Annotated in this window: 16 protein-coding genes; 15 read left to right on the top strand and 1 reads right to left on the bottom strand. The window is 50.4% G+C overall.

What is annotated here, in order from left to right; translation table 11 throughout:
• Positions 1 to 204: 204 nt before the first annotated feature.
• The 10 genes from SLIP_RS07375 (at position 205) to SLIP_RS07335 (ending at position 7,605) form a co-directional block, all read left to right on the top strand.
• Complete coding sequence (locus tag SLIP_RS07375; RefSeq protein ID WP_013175653.1) at positions 205 to 837, top strand: accessory gene regulator ArgB-like protein; 633 nt, start codon at positions 205 to 207, stop codon at positions 835 to 837.
• Entirely contained in the window at positions 837 to 959 is a 123-nt protein-coding gene (locus tag SLIP_RS12405) for an AgrD family cyclic lactone autoinducer peptide (RefSeq protein ID WP_013175652.1), read from the top strand. Before SLIP_RS07375 ends, SLIP_RS12405 begins: the two co-directional genes overlap by 1 nt.
• 211 nt (positions 960 to 1,170) lie before the next feature.
• The gene (cmk, locus tag SLIP_RS07370; RefSeq protein ID WP_013175651.1) at positions 1,171 to 1,848 is read left to right on the top strand and encodes a (d)CMP kinase; all 678 of its coding nucleotides are present in this window, start codon (positions 1,171 to 1,173) and stop codon (positions 1,846 to 1,848) included.
• On the top strand, positions 1,829 to 2,419 hold the full coding sequence (locus tag SLIP_RS07365; protein ID WP_013175650.1) for a lysophospholipid acyltransferase family protein: 591 nt from the start codon (positions 1,829 to 1,831) through the stop codon (positions 2,417 to 2,419). Before cmk ends, SLIP_RS07365 begins: the two co-directional genes overlap by 20 nt.
• A 66-nt stretch (positions 2,420 to 2,485) precedes the next feature.
• Positions 2,486 to 4,477 carry a bifunctional 4-hydroxy-3-methylbut-2-enyl diphosphate reductase/30S ribosomal protein S1 gene (locus SLIP_RS07360; RefSeq protein ID WP_148216542.1) on the top strand — a complete coding sequence of 664 codons (1,992 nt, stop codon included), beginning with the start codon at positions 2,486 to 2,488 and terminating at the stop codon, positions 4,475 to 4,477.
• 23 nt (positions 4,478 to 4,500) lie between these two features.
• Positions 4,501 to 4,716 carry an FmdB family zinc ribbon protein gene (locus SLIP_RS12400; protein WP_013175648.1) on the top strand — a complete coding sequence of 72 codons (216 nt, stop codon included), beginning with the start codon at positions 4,501 to 4,503 and terminating at the stop codon, positions 4,714 to 4,716.
• A 64-nt stretch (positions 4,717 to 4,780) separates the two neighbouring features.
• The gene (mobA, locus tag SLIP_RS07350; protein ID WP_013175647.1) at positions 4,781 to 5,383 is read left to right on the top strand and encodes a molybdenum cofactor guanylyltransferase; all 603 of its coding nucleotides are present in this window, start codon (positions 4,781 to 4,783) and stop codon (positions 5,381 to 5,383) included.
• Positions 5,380 to 6,429 carry a type 2 isopentenyl-diphosphate Delta-isomerase gene (gene fni / locus SLIP_RS07345; RefSeq protein ID WP_013175646.1) on the top strand — a complete coding sequence of 350 codons (1,050 nt, stop codon included), beginning with the start codon at positions 5,380 to 5,382 and terminating at the stop codon, positions 6,427 to 6,429. The genes mobA and fni overlap by 4 nt, the downstream gene beginning before the upstream one ends.
• 43 nt (positions 6,430 to 6,472) lie before the next feature.
• On the top strand, positions 6,473 to 6,688 hold the full coding sequence (locus SLIP_RS07340; protein WP_013175645.1) for a DUF3006 domain-containing protein: 216 nt from the start codon (positions 6,473 to 6,475) through the stop codon (positions 6,686 to 6,688).
• Positions 6,689 to 6,693: 5 nt separating this feature from the next.
• Positions 6,694 to 7,605, top strand: a complete 912-nt coding sequence (locus tag SLIP_RS07335) for a ComEC/Rec2 family competence protein (RefSeq protein WP_013175644.1) — start codon at positions 6,694 to 6,696, stop codon at positions 7,603 to 7,605.
• Positions 7,606 to 7,681: 76 nt separating this feature from the next.
• On the opposite strand, the gene SLIP_RS07330 is transcribed toward SLIP_RS07335, so the two are convergent.
• Entirely contained in the window at positions 7,682 to 8,251 is a 570-nt protein-coding gene (locus tag SLIP_RS07330) for a hypothetical protein (protein WP_013175643.1), read from the bottom strand.
• A 305-nt stretch (positions 8,252 to 8,556) separates the two neighbouring features.
• On the opposite strand from SLIP_RS07330, the gene SLIP_RS07325 reads away from it, so the two are divergent.
• The 5 genes from SLIP_RS07325 to der all read left to right on the top strand — a co-directional run bounded on the left by SLIP_RS07325 (position 8,557) and on the right by der (position 14,087).
• A complete protein-coding gene (locus SLIP_RS07325; protein ID WP_013175642.1) occupies positions 8,557 to 9,273 on the top strand; it encodes a DUF1614 domain-containing protein in 717 nt (238 codons plus the stop codon).
• The gene (gene spoIIP / locus SLIP_RS07320; RefSeq protein WP_169303756.1) at positions 9,266 to 10,312 is read left to right on the top strand and encodes a stage II sporulation protein P; all 1,047 of its coding nucleotides are present in this window, start codon (positions 9,266 to 9,268) and stop codon (positions 10,310 to 10,312) included. The genes SLIP_RS07325 and spoIIP overlap by 8 nt, the downstream gene beginning before the upstream one ends.
• 56 nt (positions 10,313 to 10,368) lie before the next feature.
• On the top strand, positions 10,369 to 11,349 hold the full coding sequence (locus SLIP_RS12100) for a DUF3189 family protein (protein WP_013175640.1): 981 nt from the start codon (positions 10,369 to 10,371) through the stop codon (positions 11,347 to 11,349).
• Positions 11,350 to 11,421: 72 nt separating this feature from the next.
• Complete coding sequence (locus SLIP_RS07310) at positions 11,422 to 12,774, top strand: DUF512 domain-containing protein (RefSeq protein ID WP_041432857.1); 1,353 nt, start codon at positions 11,422 to 11,424, stop codon at positions 12,772 to 12,774.
• Positions 12,759 to 14,087, top strand: a complete 1,329-nt coding sequence (gene der / locus SLIP_RS07305) for a ribosome biogenesis GTPase Der (protein WP_013175638.1) — start codon at positions 12,759 to 12,761, stop codon at positions 14,085 to 14,087. Before SLIP_RS07310 ends, der begins: the two co-directional genes overlap by 16 nt.
• Positions 14,088 to 14,093 lie beyond the last annotated feature (6 nt).

Below are 14,093 nucleotides of genomic sequence, written 5' to 3'. Positions count from 1 at the left end.
CGGGAAATACGGCGACTACTGATATATTAGGAATCTTCACAGATAAACAACGACCATCCTAGTGTCGATATATGTCTAGAAAATAGGACAAATGTTCTAAATATTTTCGACCCAAGGCGACAAAGAAGCCGGCTTTTGCATGTTACCATAAATACGAGTTGTGTAAGGCACACACTTGATAAGAAGAATTACAGGAGGCAAAGAATGCGCCCGTTGATGGTTAGACTGGCAGCCCGGCTTGCGCAGCAAACCGGTACCCCGTGTGATATTCAGTTGGTGGCTTACGGGCTAGAAATACTGGTTGACGGAATAATTCAAGTACTGGCTATTCTTATTCTTGCACTGATTCTAGGAGTGCTAAAACCCGTAGCGTTGGTTATGACGGTAGCCATGGTATACCGGCGGTTTTCAGGAGGAGTTCACTGTACTGGTTTTTATCGGTGTATGACTACCAGCGCAGTAGTTTTCCTGGGATTAGGGTACTTGGCTATCCAGCTGGCGGCAACGAATTACGCTTATGTTTTTCAAGGATTCGCCGTAATAGCATCTTCGTTCGCTGCTGTCAAGTGGGCGCCTGGGGATAATCCGGTCAAGCCCATTACGACTGAAGCCAAGAAGTCGGAGCTGAAACAAAAGAGCCTGTTGACAGTTGTAGGCGTTGCGCTGATTGCCCTTGCTAACTGGTATTGGTCGTTGTTTTCACCTTTAACCCTAACAGCGATAACCTTGGGTTTGCTTTGGCAGAGCTTTACCATCACGCCGTGGGGGTACCGTTTGATCGGTTGGGGGGACCGAATTCTAACCGGAGTGCGGGTACCAGAAAGGGGGGGAGAGTAATGTTTAACCGGATTAAGTCTGTGATAGTGAAGTTTGCCGTTTTGGTCGCAGTGGTGGTAGCGAATGCCAACTTAGATGCCGCCTCAATTTTTATAATCTATGAGCCAGAGTTGCCTCGATAAGAGAAAGATCAGAGAAGACGAAAATAAGGAAACATGGATAACACCGAAGGGGACGAGTCCCCTTCTTTTTTGTGTCATCGAGTACGGCATGGTCCTCCGGAGGTTATCGGTTTATCGCCTCTGAATCGCGAGCTTACGGGAAAAGTGTTTATGTGTTCGGGTTTGTGTGCTAAAATTAATAAGAATTCATTAGAGGCGGGAAATTGCAATTATGAAGATTGCTATCGATGGTCCGGCTGGGGCAGGGAAAAGTACCCTGGCCCGGAGAATAGCTGAGCGACTCGGAATTCTGTATGTTGACACGGGGGCGATGTATCGGGCTCTGACATGGAAGGCCCTTGCTAATAAGGTGAACTTGAAAGACAAGGCCGAGCTACGGAATCTGGCTGTTCGTACTGACATAACCCTTGCCTATAACATGGGGCAAGTGAGAGTGTTTTGCGACGGAACGGAAGTAACCGATGAAATCAGGTCACCGGAGGTATCGAGGTGGGTACCCGTGGTGGCAGCGGATGAAGAGATACGCGCGATAATGGTGGAAAAGCAGCAGGCTATTGCGCGAGAACAGAGTGTAGTGATGGACGGGCGAGACATCGGGCTCTGTGTATTGCCTGATGCTGATTACAAGTTTTACCTGACAGCCAGCTTGGAAGAGCGGGCTCGCAGGCGTGCCAAGGAGTTAGTAAAGAAGGGCTACAAGGTCAATTTCCAGGAGGTAAAGGAAGAGATTCGCGAGCGGGACAAACTAGACACGGAACGATTAGTTGGGCCCCTCACGGTTCTTCCGGATTCTATCGTTATCGATACCAGCGACATGAGCCCCGACGAGGTGGTATCCCGTGTCCTCTCGTTGATCGGGGAGGATGGCAATGTTATACAGGTTTCTTAGGTGGTTAAGCAGGTGCCTTTTTTTTCTGTGCCGATGGAGGGTAGAGGGAATAGAAAACGTTCCCGCCAGTGGTCCCGTGATTATAGCGGCTAATCACGTCAGCAACTGGGACCCGGTTGCTGTCGGAGCGGCGTTAACGCGAACCGTGCACTTCATGGCCAAGGAAGAAATGTTTGAAAATCAGGTGCTGGCCAAGTTTTTCACTGCTATTCATGCTTTCCCGGTTAAGCGAGGAGCGCCGGATCGCAAAGCCATCAGGAGGGCATTGGAGTTGCTGGGCGAAGGGCAGGTTGTGGGCATGTTTCCGGAGGGGACCCGCAGTAAAACGGGTGAACTTCGAAAGCCGCAGCCCGGGGTTGCAATGATCGCACTAAAGGCTCGGGCACAGATTGTGCCCGTTGCTTGCATTGGAACGCGAGGCCTGGTGCCATGCGGATGGCGTCGGCCTTTTATCATTCGGATTGGGAAACCGGTCGAGTACGGCGAATACTATGGATCGAGACTGAGTACCCAGGTTATCGAGGATGTCAGCCAGGACATCATGAAAAGGATTCAAGAGCTTTTAAATTAAAATAAGAGAGCAGGATTTTTTGATTTTTTGTTCGAATACTAAATAATGCTTGTGGGGTGACCATGCTTGCCGATTTTGGCTCCCTATGCTGGTTTTTGCCAGGGGGTTCAAAGAGCCTTGGATGTAGCTCTTGAGGCCAGTAGACAGGGTGGTAAATGCTACAGCCTTGGCCCACTCGTTCACAATGATGCAGTTGTGGCTTACTTATGTGAGAAGGGGATAGCGGTTGCCGAAACATTGGATGAAGTCGAGACGGGTTCGGTTATTGTCATCCGCTCTCATGGTGTAAGTCCGCGGGTTTTGGAAGAAGCCCGTTTGCGTGGACTAAGAGTCTTCGATGCTACCTGCCCTTTGGTAGGTAGAGTACAGTCCTTGGCGAGGCAGCTCCGCGAAGAAGGGTACGAGTTGGTCGTTTTTGGCGATAGGACTCACCCTGAGGTGTTAGGTATACTGGGGTGGGTAGGAGAAAAGGCGACGGTGATCGGGTCCCCTGAAGAAGCTCGGTCTTTTGCCGCGGTCAAGAAATTGGGAGTAGTTGCCCAGACTACCAAGAGCGAAGAGGATTTTTATTCTGTGGCAGCAGAGTTGCTACCTAAAGGACGTGAGATAAGGGTTTTTAACACTGTCTGTGAGGCTACTAAGAAGAGGCAACAAGCGGCACTCGAGCTTTGCGGCAAAGTAGATATAATGATAGTAGTTGGGGACAAAAAGAGTTCGAATACCAGGACATTAGCTACGATGTGCCAGCGGACCGGAGTGAAGACTATTCAGGTCGAAAGTGCCCGAGATCTTAGCCCGGACTGGTTCCCGGCTGGATGCCGGGTTGGCGTGACGGCAGGAGCCTCCACTCCGGATTGGATAATTAAGGAGGTTTTGGACAAGATGGTTGAGTTTGAGGGAAACGTAGCTACCGACGAAATAAGGGAAGACGCCCCCACTCGTGAGCAGTCCTTTGTGGAGATGGAGGCTGAGATGGCTGAGTCTCTAGGGAAGGGAATGGACCGGGGTAGTGTGGTCACCGGGGTCGTTATTCAGGTAACTGACGATGAGGTCATGGTGGACGTGGGCGGTAAGTCAGAAGGAGTAATCCCCTTGCGCGAGCTTTCGGTAAGAGATGTCAGTTCGGCGAAAGAAGTGGTGAAAGAAGGGGATACGATAGAAGTATATGTCTTGCGATGGGACGATGACGGAACCATCCTTCTTTCTAAGAAAAGGGTCGATATGAAGAAGGCTATGGACCGTCTAGAAGAAGCATTCCGAAACGGAGAAGTTATAGAAGGAACGGTACTCAAAAGTGTAAAAGGCGGTTTATTGGTTGACGTTGGAGTGGTGGCTTTTTTGCCCGCTTCCCATGTGGACCAAGGTTTTGCACGGAACCTGGAAGAATATGTAGGGCAGACCCTACCGGTAAAGGTCATTGAGTTTAACCGAAACAAAAGAAGAGGTTCCCAGGTTGTCGTTTCTCGTAAGGAAGTACTTATCGAAGAAAAGGAACGAAAGCGCAAGGAGTTTTGGGATAACATCGAAGAAGGGCAGATCCGACAGGGCGTAGTGAAAAGGCTTACCGATTACGGGGCTTTTATTGACTTGGATGGATACGAAGGGTTACTTCATATTTCGGAGATGGCGCACTCTCGGGTAGAGCATCCTTCTCAGGTGTTGACAGAGGGAAGCGTTATCGAGGTTTACGTTTTGGGAGTAGACAGGGAAAAAGAGCGGGTTTCACTGAGCCGCAAGAAAATACTAAAAAGTCCCTGGGAAACTGTAGCCGAAAGGTACCATGAAGGAGACGTCGTTGCTGGAAAGGTAGTACGGACTGCGCCGTTTGGAGTTTTTGTTGAGCTTGAACCCGGTGTAGATGGGTTGGTTCATATATCCCAGTTGTCTCGGAAGCGCGTAGATAAACCCGAAGACGTGGTTGAGGTCGGAGAGGAAGTCAAGGTAAAAGTCTTGAGCGTAGATCCGGCTGAGAAGCGGATAGGGCTTTCTATAAAGGAGCTCCAGGAAGGAGCTGATCCTGCTTTTACCCAGGAGTATTTGGAAAACCAGAATACCTGATCTTCTATGGAGGGGTGTAGGCCGTGCCGTTCTTTGATTTCAAATGCGAGGAATGCGGGCATGAATTCGTCAAGAGAGTCTCGAATGAAGAGAAGAGCAGCGTAAAGTGCCCGCAGTGTGGTAATACTAAGGTGAAGCAGTTATTATCTCCGTTTTTTGCGCCTGGATCCCGTTCTGGCGGAAACAATTTTACTCCGTCGGATGCTTGTGGCGGTTGTGGTGTAGCAGGAACTGGGTGAGCTATAAGGTGAAAAGCTGCCAGGAGGCAGCTTTTTTTGTAACTTCAACAGGAGAGGAGCATCTATGTTAAACGCTAGTGGTGTGATATTATCCGGGGGTATGAGCTCTCGGATGGCGGAGAACAAAGCGTTTTCTAGGGTTGGCGGAAAGAGGATCATAGACATCATCGTTGCCAAATTCAAAGACCGTTTTGAGGAGATTTTCATCGTGAGCAATCAGCCGGAGCTGTATGATGACCTGGGAGTCAAGGTGGTTTCCGACATCATACCGGGCAAAGGTCCTTTAAGCGGGTTACATTCTGGATTATCACACTCTAGGGCCCCCGCAATCCTGGCAGTTGCCTGTGATATGCCGTTTATAAACCTGGCGCTAGGGGAGTGGATGATAAAACTTCTACCAGGGTACGATGTGGTCGCGCCTCTTATTGGCGGCCGGTTTCAGCCACTGTTTGCTGTTTATGCAAAGTCCTGTTTGCCGGTTTTTGAGCGGTGTTTAAGCGAAAACAAGCTAAAGATTAGCCGGATATATAAGGAAGAGCTGGAAGTGAGGTATATCACAGAAGAAGAAGTGGCTCTGTTCGGGCAGGCAGAGATAATGTTTTACAATGTCAACAGTCGGGATAACTTGCTCAAGGCTCAGGAAATAGCAAAGGAAGTGATAACATAAGAACTCGTCGTAAGCTGGAACACCTCCGGTTAGCTTTGGAGCTTCCACTAGGTCCCGGGGCCACCGGTTTCGAAGATGTATTTCTGGTTCACAATGCGGTCCCCGAGCTAGAATTGAACCAGATTGAGCTTGGTACCGAATTTCTAGGTCGCCGCTTGCAAGCTCCCTTACTCATCAACGCCATGAGTGGAGGTATAAATGAGGCTCGCGATATAAACGAGAGCCTGGCCATGCTGGCTGCGGAGTATGGGCTGGGTATGGCGGTGGGGTCACAGATCATAGGCGTGGAAGAAGATGCCTGCCTAGAGAGTTTTCAAGTTGTGCGGCAGGTTAATCCCGGGGGTCTGGTGCTGGCCAACGTCAGTGCCCTTGCCAAGGTTTCGGTGGCTATGCGGGCGGTGGAGATGGTCGAAGCAGACGGGTTGCAGGTTCACCTCAACGTTCCGCAGGAATTGGCTATGGCGGAGGGCGACCGGAAATTTGAGGGGGTTCTAGACAACATTCATGAACTGGTTGAGCGTTTGCCGGTACCTGTGATTGTAAAAGAGGTTGGCTTCGGGATGTCACGTGAGGTAGCGGACAAGCTTATTTCCGTTGGGGTAAAATACCTCGATATAGGAGGACATGGAGGTACAAATTTTATTGCCATAGAAAACGAGCGCGGTGGGCTTTTCGACGAAGAGATGGCGCTTTGGGGCATTCCGACTGCTGTCAGTTTAATAGAAGTGCTTTCACTGAACCGTGAAGTCAAGGTTATCGCTACTGGAGGGATCTCGTCTCCCCTCCGGGCAGCCAAAGCCCTGGGCTTGGGAGCAGACTTAGTGGGGGTGGCTGGTATTCTGCTCAAGGTTTTGCAAGGAGGAGGTAGAGAGAAGCTGAGTAGATGGATGGATACTTACCTATACCGGCTGAAGGCTATTTGTCTGATGACAGGAGCCCGAACCCCGTTCGAATTGAGAAGACAACCAATTGTAATAGTAGGGAAAACAGCGGAATGGTTAAGGGTCAGAGGGATAGATGTGAGTTCTTGGGGTAGGAGACAATAGTTCGGGGAGCCGTTTGGGCGAAAGAAAAAAGTGGTGATTACGAATGCTGATCGTCGATAGAATTGAAGACGATTGGGCGGTACTGGAATTGGACGGTACGGTCTTCAACGTGCCACGTCGCTTGCTCCCGGCAGGGGCCAAGGAAGGGCAGGTTCTATTATTGAGTGTAACCATTGACCACGAAGCCAGTGCTCGCCGCTTAACCGAAATGCAAAAAATGGCCGATTCTTTGTTCGAAAAAGGGGGAGAGCGCTCATAGGTATAGTGAAGTGGCTTTGCAAGCTTCTGGTGGTGTTGGTTCTAGCCATCGCTCTTGTTTCAGGATGTGAGTTCGAAAAAACCACGAGCGACGACAGTAGCCAGCATCTTTCTACTAGCAGCGTGTGGGGACCAACGGCGGATGAGAAAAGGCCTGCCTCCCGGCAGTTAATAGTGCATTTCATCGATGTCGGTCAGGGGGATTGCATCTTGGTTCAGTTTCCAAATGGCAAGGTGATGTTGATAGACGCAGGCGACGACCAGAATGCTCCCTTTATAGTCGATTACTTGCGGGAACACAGGGTTAGAGTTATTGACTACCTAGTAGCTACGCACCCTCATGCTGATCATATCGGGGGACTGGACGAGGTGATAGAAGCGTTTGACATCGGCAAAGTGTATATGCCTAGGGTTACCCACACTACCAGGAGTTTCCAAGAAGTGTTACTAAGCCTGCAGAGGAAGGAGCTGGCAGTAACTGCTGCGGAAAAGGGGGTTCTGATCGTAAAGGATAGAGGAGTGGAGGCCCGAGTGCTAGCCCCGGGCGCGAGCAGTTATGAGGACCTCAACGACTATTCGGCTGTCATAAGAGTAGTTTACGGTAGCACGGCCTTCCTATTTACAGGTGATGCTGGCAAGACATCTGAACAGCAAATGATTGAATCGGGAAGCGACCTCCGAGCCGATGTATTGAAAGTTGCTCACCATGGAAGTTCAGATGCCACCACGGAGGCTTTTCTTCAAAGGGTTTCGCCGAAATATGCGGTCATTTCCGTGGGGCGAAACAATGACTACGGGCACCCTCACCGTGAAACCCTGGATGCCTTGAGCCGAAACGGTATCCAGGTTTACCGTACCGACATTGACGGAACCATCGTGTTTTCGTCCGATGGCGAGCAGCTTGCGGTAAATAACTGAAGCAACCACAACCAGGGGGACGGTTCCTGCGGTTTATTTGAAAAATAAACCGCAGGAACCGTCCCCCTGGTTTACCCTATCTTCTAACCACGGCTAGACCGTGGCTATCGGAAACCTTCTTTGCGATTTCGGCCAAAGCATCCTCATCGAAGGAAAGGATACCAAGTTCCTGCAAACACAACTGAAGAAAACGTAGTTCCCAATTTTCCAATCCCTCCAGGGCTTCTACGGTTTCTATATTGGCTGCAGGCGGGCAACCTTTCAAATCGTAATGTGCTAAGATATTGACGCTTAGATTGTACCCCGCTTCCTCGGGTAAGAAAATGAAGTCGTCTTGCCCGCTCATCATAACTAGAGAATAAGACAGGCCTCCTCTCCTGACAGGCAGTTCTACTTTTTCGGCAAATATTTCGGTGTTATGTGTATTTGTGATGTACTGGCGCAGTTCTTCTAATTCTTGGAGAGTGAGAAGCTCTTTAACAACCAAGTGATCGTAAACGATTTCGGCATCATCGGAGTCATAGTCCTTAATAAGTTCTTCATAGGGTGCGACTGGTTTTTCCCTCCCTATTACAAACCAGTTAAGTCTAACTCGATCGTGCCCCCGAAAACCGTCTACCACCGACCACGCTCTGTAAAGATCCACCAGATATCAACCTCCCCCGAAAACAATCTCATATTGAACAGTAAAGAGTCGGCTCAAGGTCGACGCTTATTAACGCGACCGTTCTCTCTTCTAGCCTTAATTTTATTATGTTTTTCTGGGTTTTCATAGTCCAAGGAATTTTCTAGCCTTGCGAGCGAGAGGGGAAAATAGCCGCGTTATTTCGCAAGGAACATCGACTTTCAAGTTAACAGGTAATCGCGATGAAACACAAGCCAGTCATTGCATAATCCTGTACGGTGGGGGAAACCTATCTTTGGGAACAAGGCGGGAAAGGAAGGGATAGAGTGACGAATTTTCCTGTAGGCATGATTACTTTGTTAATTGTCTCGATTCTAATATACTTCGGAGTAGCGCACCGGGTTTTGGACCGGATGAGACTGACCGACCGGGGGGCACTCGCGGTTGTAGCTCTTATTATTGTTGGCAGCTTCATAGATTTACCGGTTACCGGAAGAATCACCGTCAATTTAGGCGGCATAATACCGGTAATCCTCGCTTTTTATGTATTGGCCCGGGCTGGAACCAGTAAGGAGTGGGTTAGAGGTATTGCTGCCGCCGTAGTAACTGCCTTGGTGTTGTTTCTCACCTCCAAGATCATGGGAGCAGAACCTGAGAGCATGTTCGTGGATCCGTTGTACGTATACCCGTTAGTGGCTGGCGTGGTTGGCTACCTGGCTGGAAGATCGCGGCGGGGAGCCTTTTTTGCCGCGGTGGTTGGGGTAATGGCCCTTGACATAGGCCAGTATTTTTGGCTGGTACGGGTTGGGGGGCCGGGGATAGTTCACATCGGCGGAGCAGGAGCCTTTGATGCTTTGGTACTGTCAGGGATTCTCGCAGTGTTGTTGGCTGAAGTCATAGGAGAGATCCGTGAAAGGCTGCAAGGGGGACCTCGAAGCCGAGGGCGTTCCGAAGCCTTGGTGGAGAACCTAAAAGAGCCTCACCCTGATCCCGCACGCAAACCGCTCTTAGGAGAACAGGGGGATGAGCAGAGGCATGAGTAAAAAGTGGTTAGTCAAGCTGCTGGTGATAACAATCTTGACAACGGTTCTCAGTGCCGGGCCGAACGTAAAGACTGTCCTGGCCGAAACAGAGAGAACCGATGGCAGTTATTTTACCCTTATAGGTGAAAAAGGGCAGGTACTGGACTGCACCGCTCTGACCGTAAGTGTAGGAGACGAATATATTACCCCATCGAACGACCGGTATAAGGTCACGCGAATAGTCGGCAACAAAGCCTACTGTGAGTATGTCGGCAAGGAAAAGATGCCGGAATTCAACAACAATACAGTGAAAAGTTCGGTTTTATCCGTGTTGACGGCTTTTAACAAGAAGCGACCGCTGGTAGCGATTTACCACACTCATAACGACGAGGCTTTTGTTCCCAGCGATGGAACCGAAAGCCGCCGGGGAGGCGGTGGCATTATCGACGTAGGAGAGACCCTGCGAAAGAAACTGGAAGCGATGGGAGTCCGGGTGATCCATGACACGACAAGCCACGAACCGCACGATGCCAACGCTTACTACCGTTCCCGGCGAACCGCGGTCAAGTTGCTGAAGAAAGGTGCAAGCCTGCTGGTGGACGTCCATCGTGATTCCGTACCTCCAGACGTTTACAGGACCACGGTGAAGGGAAACGACGTGACCAAGGTCAAGCTGGTTATAGGACGGCAAAACGCTAACATCAATTCAAACCTGGAGTTCGCCAAGAGACTGAAGGCTCAGATGGACCAGGCAGCCCCTGGCCTCTCAGGCGGGATTTTCTTGGGGAAGGGCAACTACAACCAGGACTTGACTCCGCGGGCTGTTTTGGTCGAAGTGGGAGCGGACTCCAATAGGAAGACAGAAGCCGAGAAAGGGGTAGCACTTTTTGCCCAGTCGCTGGCTCCTGTGCTGGGCATTGACGCCAAGGCCGCCGAGAAGCCGTTGCTTAACCAGGAAAAAGGACAAAGGAAATCAGATTGGACTACGGTGCTTTGGGTTGTCGTGGCAGCCGGAATTATCTACGCCGGGTACGTATACTTGAACCGTAACCGGGCATGATGGACGACGGGTGATAAATGGAGGCAAATACTGGCCCGCGGTAGAGGTTTGGTTCTATGAAGATCATATATCACTGTTATGGAGGAGCTCACTCGTCGGTAACTGCCGCCGGCATCCATCTAGGTTTATTGCCAACCCACCGTTTGCCCACTGGGGACGAGTTGATGAGACTCCCATATTTTGATAAGACTGATGGGAACGATTTCGGTCTCATCCGCATGATGGGGGTAGACGAGTACGGTAATGAAGTCTATGTGTTGGGAAAAAAAGGGATGGGAGAACGGTTCAGCCGGACACTGGAGGGGATGGCCAAAATAATCGGGGCCGAACAGGAACTGAGAGTAGTAAACACGATGGCCTGCGTGAACTGGATTATGATGATAGGCGGGTATCTTTCGCGCCGGATGGGACTGTTATCTATCGGCCGACCGCTGGTAATATACGGTACCAGAAAAGCGTTTTTTCACCTAGTCAAGATGGTAAAGGACTGCCAGCTGAAGGCTAGAGACAAGCATTTTCACGTCTCGTTGCCGAGAAACAAAAAATCTACGGATGTTGTGATTTTGGGTACTACAACCGCGCATCACTCCATACTAGCCGCACGCATGCTTCTGAATGGGATCAGGAATAGTGATCTCGTGGTCGACACTTGCTGGGATGCCTGGCTCGAGAGTGACGGGTCCCCCGTTTTTGTGGGGACCGATAAAGACGGCAACCGGGTTTACACCATCGGGGTAGGGCGAGAAATGGAGACAGGGGCTAGGGCTTTGGCCTGCCTGGTTCAAATGTTTGAATCGGATTGCCGTCCGATATTGATTACAGCGGTGAGGATAAAGAACGAAACCTGGGTCAGAACGGCGGCTGCACTCAGCCGGTGGCCCGGAGGACAGTGGCTGAACCGGGTTGTATCGAAGCGTATTGTTAGCCCCCAGTTGGACACCATCAGAGAGCAGGTGGAAAGCATTGAAAAAGCCTTGCATACCGCCAAAGCCTGGGACCCGAAGTCTGAGTTTGTACTTTTCGATGAGGGAACTTAGAACTTCGATAGCTTGCTTGGCTACCATCTTTATTAGATAATTAGGTGGAAAAAGTATGAGGTGAGTTGCGCCTTGGGGAGAAGAGGAATCAGGATCGAGAAAGTTGTTCCCGCAAGCATAGCCTCCGAGCTAGGCATAGAAGCAGGGGACAAGTTGCTGGCCGTGAACAGAAGGCCGGTCAAGGACATCTTGGAATACCAGTATTACACCAGCGAGGAAGTCGTGGTCCTCGATATTGAAAAAGCCGATGGAGAGGTCTGGAGTATTGAAATAGAAAAGGAATATGATGAAGACCTGGGGCTTGTGTTTTCTGGAGCTGTGTTTGACAGGCTCCGGACTTGCCGCAACCGGTGTCTTTTTTGTTTTATGGATCAATTGCCCTCTGGGGTTAGAAAATCCCTGCGGACCAAGGATGATGACTATCGCCTTTCTTTTTTGTACGGGAATTTTATAACTCTTACTAATCTGGATCGGGAGGACTGGGAGGCGATAGCGGCTCTGCGCCTCAGCCCCTTATATGTCTCGGTTCACGCGACGGACTCCCGGGTCAGGGCTTGTATGCTGGGCAACGAAAAAGGCGGCCAAATCATTTCTGATTTAAACAGGCTTCGCGACTTGGGTTTGCAAGTTCACACACAAGTGGTTCTTTGCCCAGGGATTAACGACGGCGAAGTGCTGGCCGAAACGGTTTCTACCTTAGCCAGCTTTTGGCCCACGGTCTTATCGATAGGAATTGTGCCCGTAGGACTAACCAGGTACAGACAAGGTTTATACCCGTTGCAGGCGGTAGATAAGGTTAAGGCTCAAGACGTGATAACCCGGGGACAGGCTTGGCAGCGCCAGTTTAGAGCTGAGCTTGGGTTAGGGTTAGTGTACCTGGCGGATGAGTTCTTTATCAAGGCTGAGCAAGACTTTCCACCAAACGAGTATTATGACGGGTATCCGCAGATTGAGAACGGTATAGGTATGGCCCGCGAGTTTTTGGACCGGCTAACCGAATTAGATAACGACTTACCGCGCGAATTGCCGGAAAGAACTAGGCTTACTCTGGTGTGTGGCCATGGTGCCCGTCTGGTATTGGAGAGAGCTGCGCGAAGGTTGAACCGGATCAAAGGGCTAGAGGTTGCCGTGATGCCTGTTAGTAACCGTTTCTTCGGGGAAGAAGTGACGGTCACGGGTTTGTTGACCGGCCAGGATATTGAAAGGGCGCTGGCTGATTCTTCGGACGAAAAAGGCATAATCCTTATTCCAGATGTAGTCCTAAGAGAAGACCACGATTACTTTCTGGATGATATGACAGTAGGGGAACTGATGGAACGGAGCGGTAAGGCTATCGACGTGGTCGAGGCTACTGCTGATGGGCTGGTGAATTATGTGCGGAGAATGGCACGCGAAGGGGGTGGGGTTCAATGGCCAGGGCGATAGTGGCGTTGGTAGGGAGGCCGAATGTAGGTAAATCTACGCTGTTTAACCGTATGGCTGGTTTGAGAAAAGCGATAGTGGAAGATACTCCTGGTGTAACCCGAGACCGCATTTACGAACAAGCCGAGTGGGCGGGGAGAGAGTTTATCGTGGTTGATACAGGAGGGATCCGGTTTGAAGAAGGGGACATTCTCGCACCCGAAGTCAAGAAACAATCCGAACTGGCCATAGAAGAAGCGGACGTAATAGTGATGGTGGTAGACGCTCGGGAAGGGGTAACGCCGGAGGATGAGATGGTAGCCGGGATTCTGCGGCGAGCCAACAAGCCGGTAGTACTGGCGGCCAACAAAGTGGAAGATTTCAAGAAGCACCTGGGGTACCTGGATTTTTATCGTTTGGGTTTGGGCGAGCCGATCCCGGTTTCTGCTATTCACGGCATGAACACGGATGAGCTGTTGGACGCCGTCATTGCCCTGTTACCGCCGGCCGAGGAAGAGGAAAAGGATGAACTGGCAGTCCGTATTGCGCTCGTGGGTCGTCCTAATGTGGGAAAATCATCTCTATTGAACCGGCTCATCGGTGAGGAAAGGGTGATAGTCAGCGAGATTCCCGGAACTACAAGGGACGCGATCGATACTCCTTTTCGGTATGGGGGCAACCGCTACGTTTTGATCGATACCGCCGGTATCAGGCGCAAGTCGCGAATCAAAGAACCAACAGAGCGGTATAGTGTTCTAAGGGCCTTGCGGGCGGTGGAGAGATCGGATGTGGTTTTAATAATTCTCGATGCCACCGAAAGAGTAACCGAACAGGACAAAAAGATTGCAGGATTTGTACACGAAGCGGGCAAATCTAATATAATTATAGTCAACAAATGGGACCTGGTTAAAAAAACCGAAAGGACCATGAAGGAATTTGACGACCTCATTCGCGAAGAACTCAAGTTCCTGGCCTACTCACCCATTCTATACATATCCGCGTTGACCGGTCAAAGGGTGAAACAGGTTATAGAAGTTGTCGATTTCGTCGCAGAACAGTACTGGCGGAAGGTGCCCACCGCCGAGCTAAACAAGGTGTTGCGCGAGGCGGTGGCGGTAAACCCCCCTCCGGGTGGAGGGAAGAAGAGAGTTAACATCTTCTACATCACCCAGATAAAGACAGGACCACCTTCGTTTGCTTTGTTTGTTAATCATCCAGAGGAATTGCACTTTTCTTACTTGCGGTATTTAGAAAATACATTGCGGGAAAATTTTGGGTTTGAAGGGACGCCAATTCGTTTAGTGCTCCGGCAGCGAGAGAGCCGGTATCAGAAGTGAATTGAA

Origin of the sequence: Syntrophothermus lipocalidus DSM 12680 (genome assembly GCF_000092405.1) — a bacterium.
In the GTDB taxonomy this organism is placed as follows: domain Bacteria; phylum Bacillota; class Syntrophomonadia; order Syntrophomonadales; family Syntrophothermaceae; genus Syntrophothermus; species Syntrophothermus lipocalidus.
The sequence above is the reverse complement of the archived record's forward strand: the minus strand, read 5'-3'. Positions and strand labels throughout refer to the sequence as shown.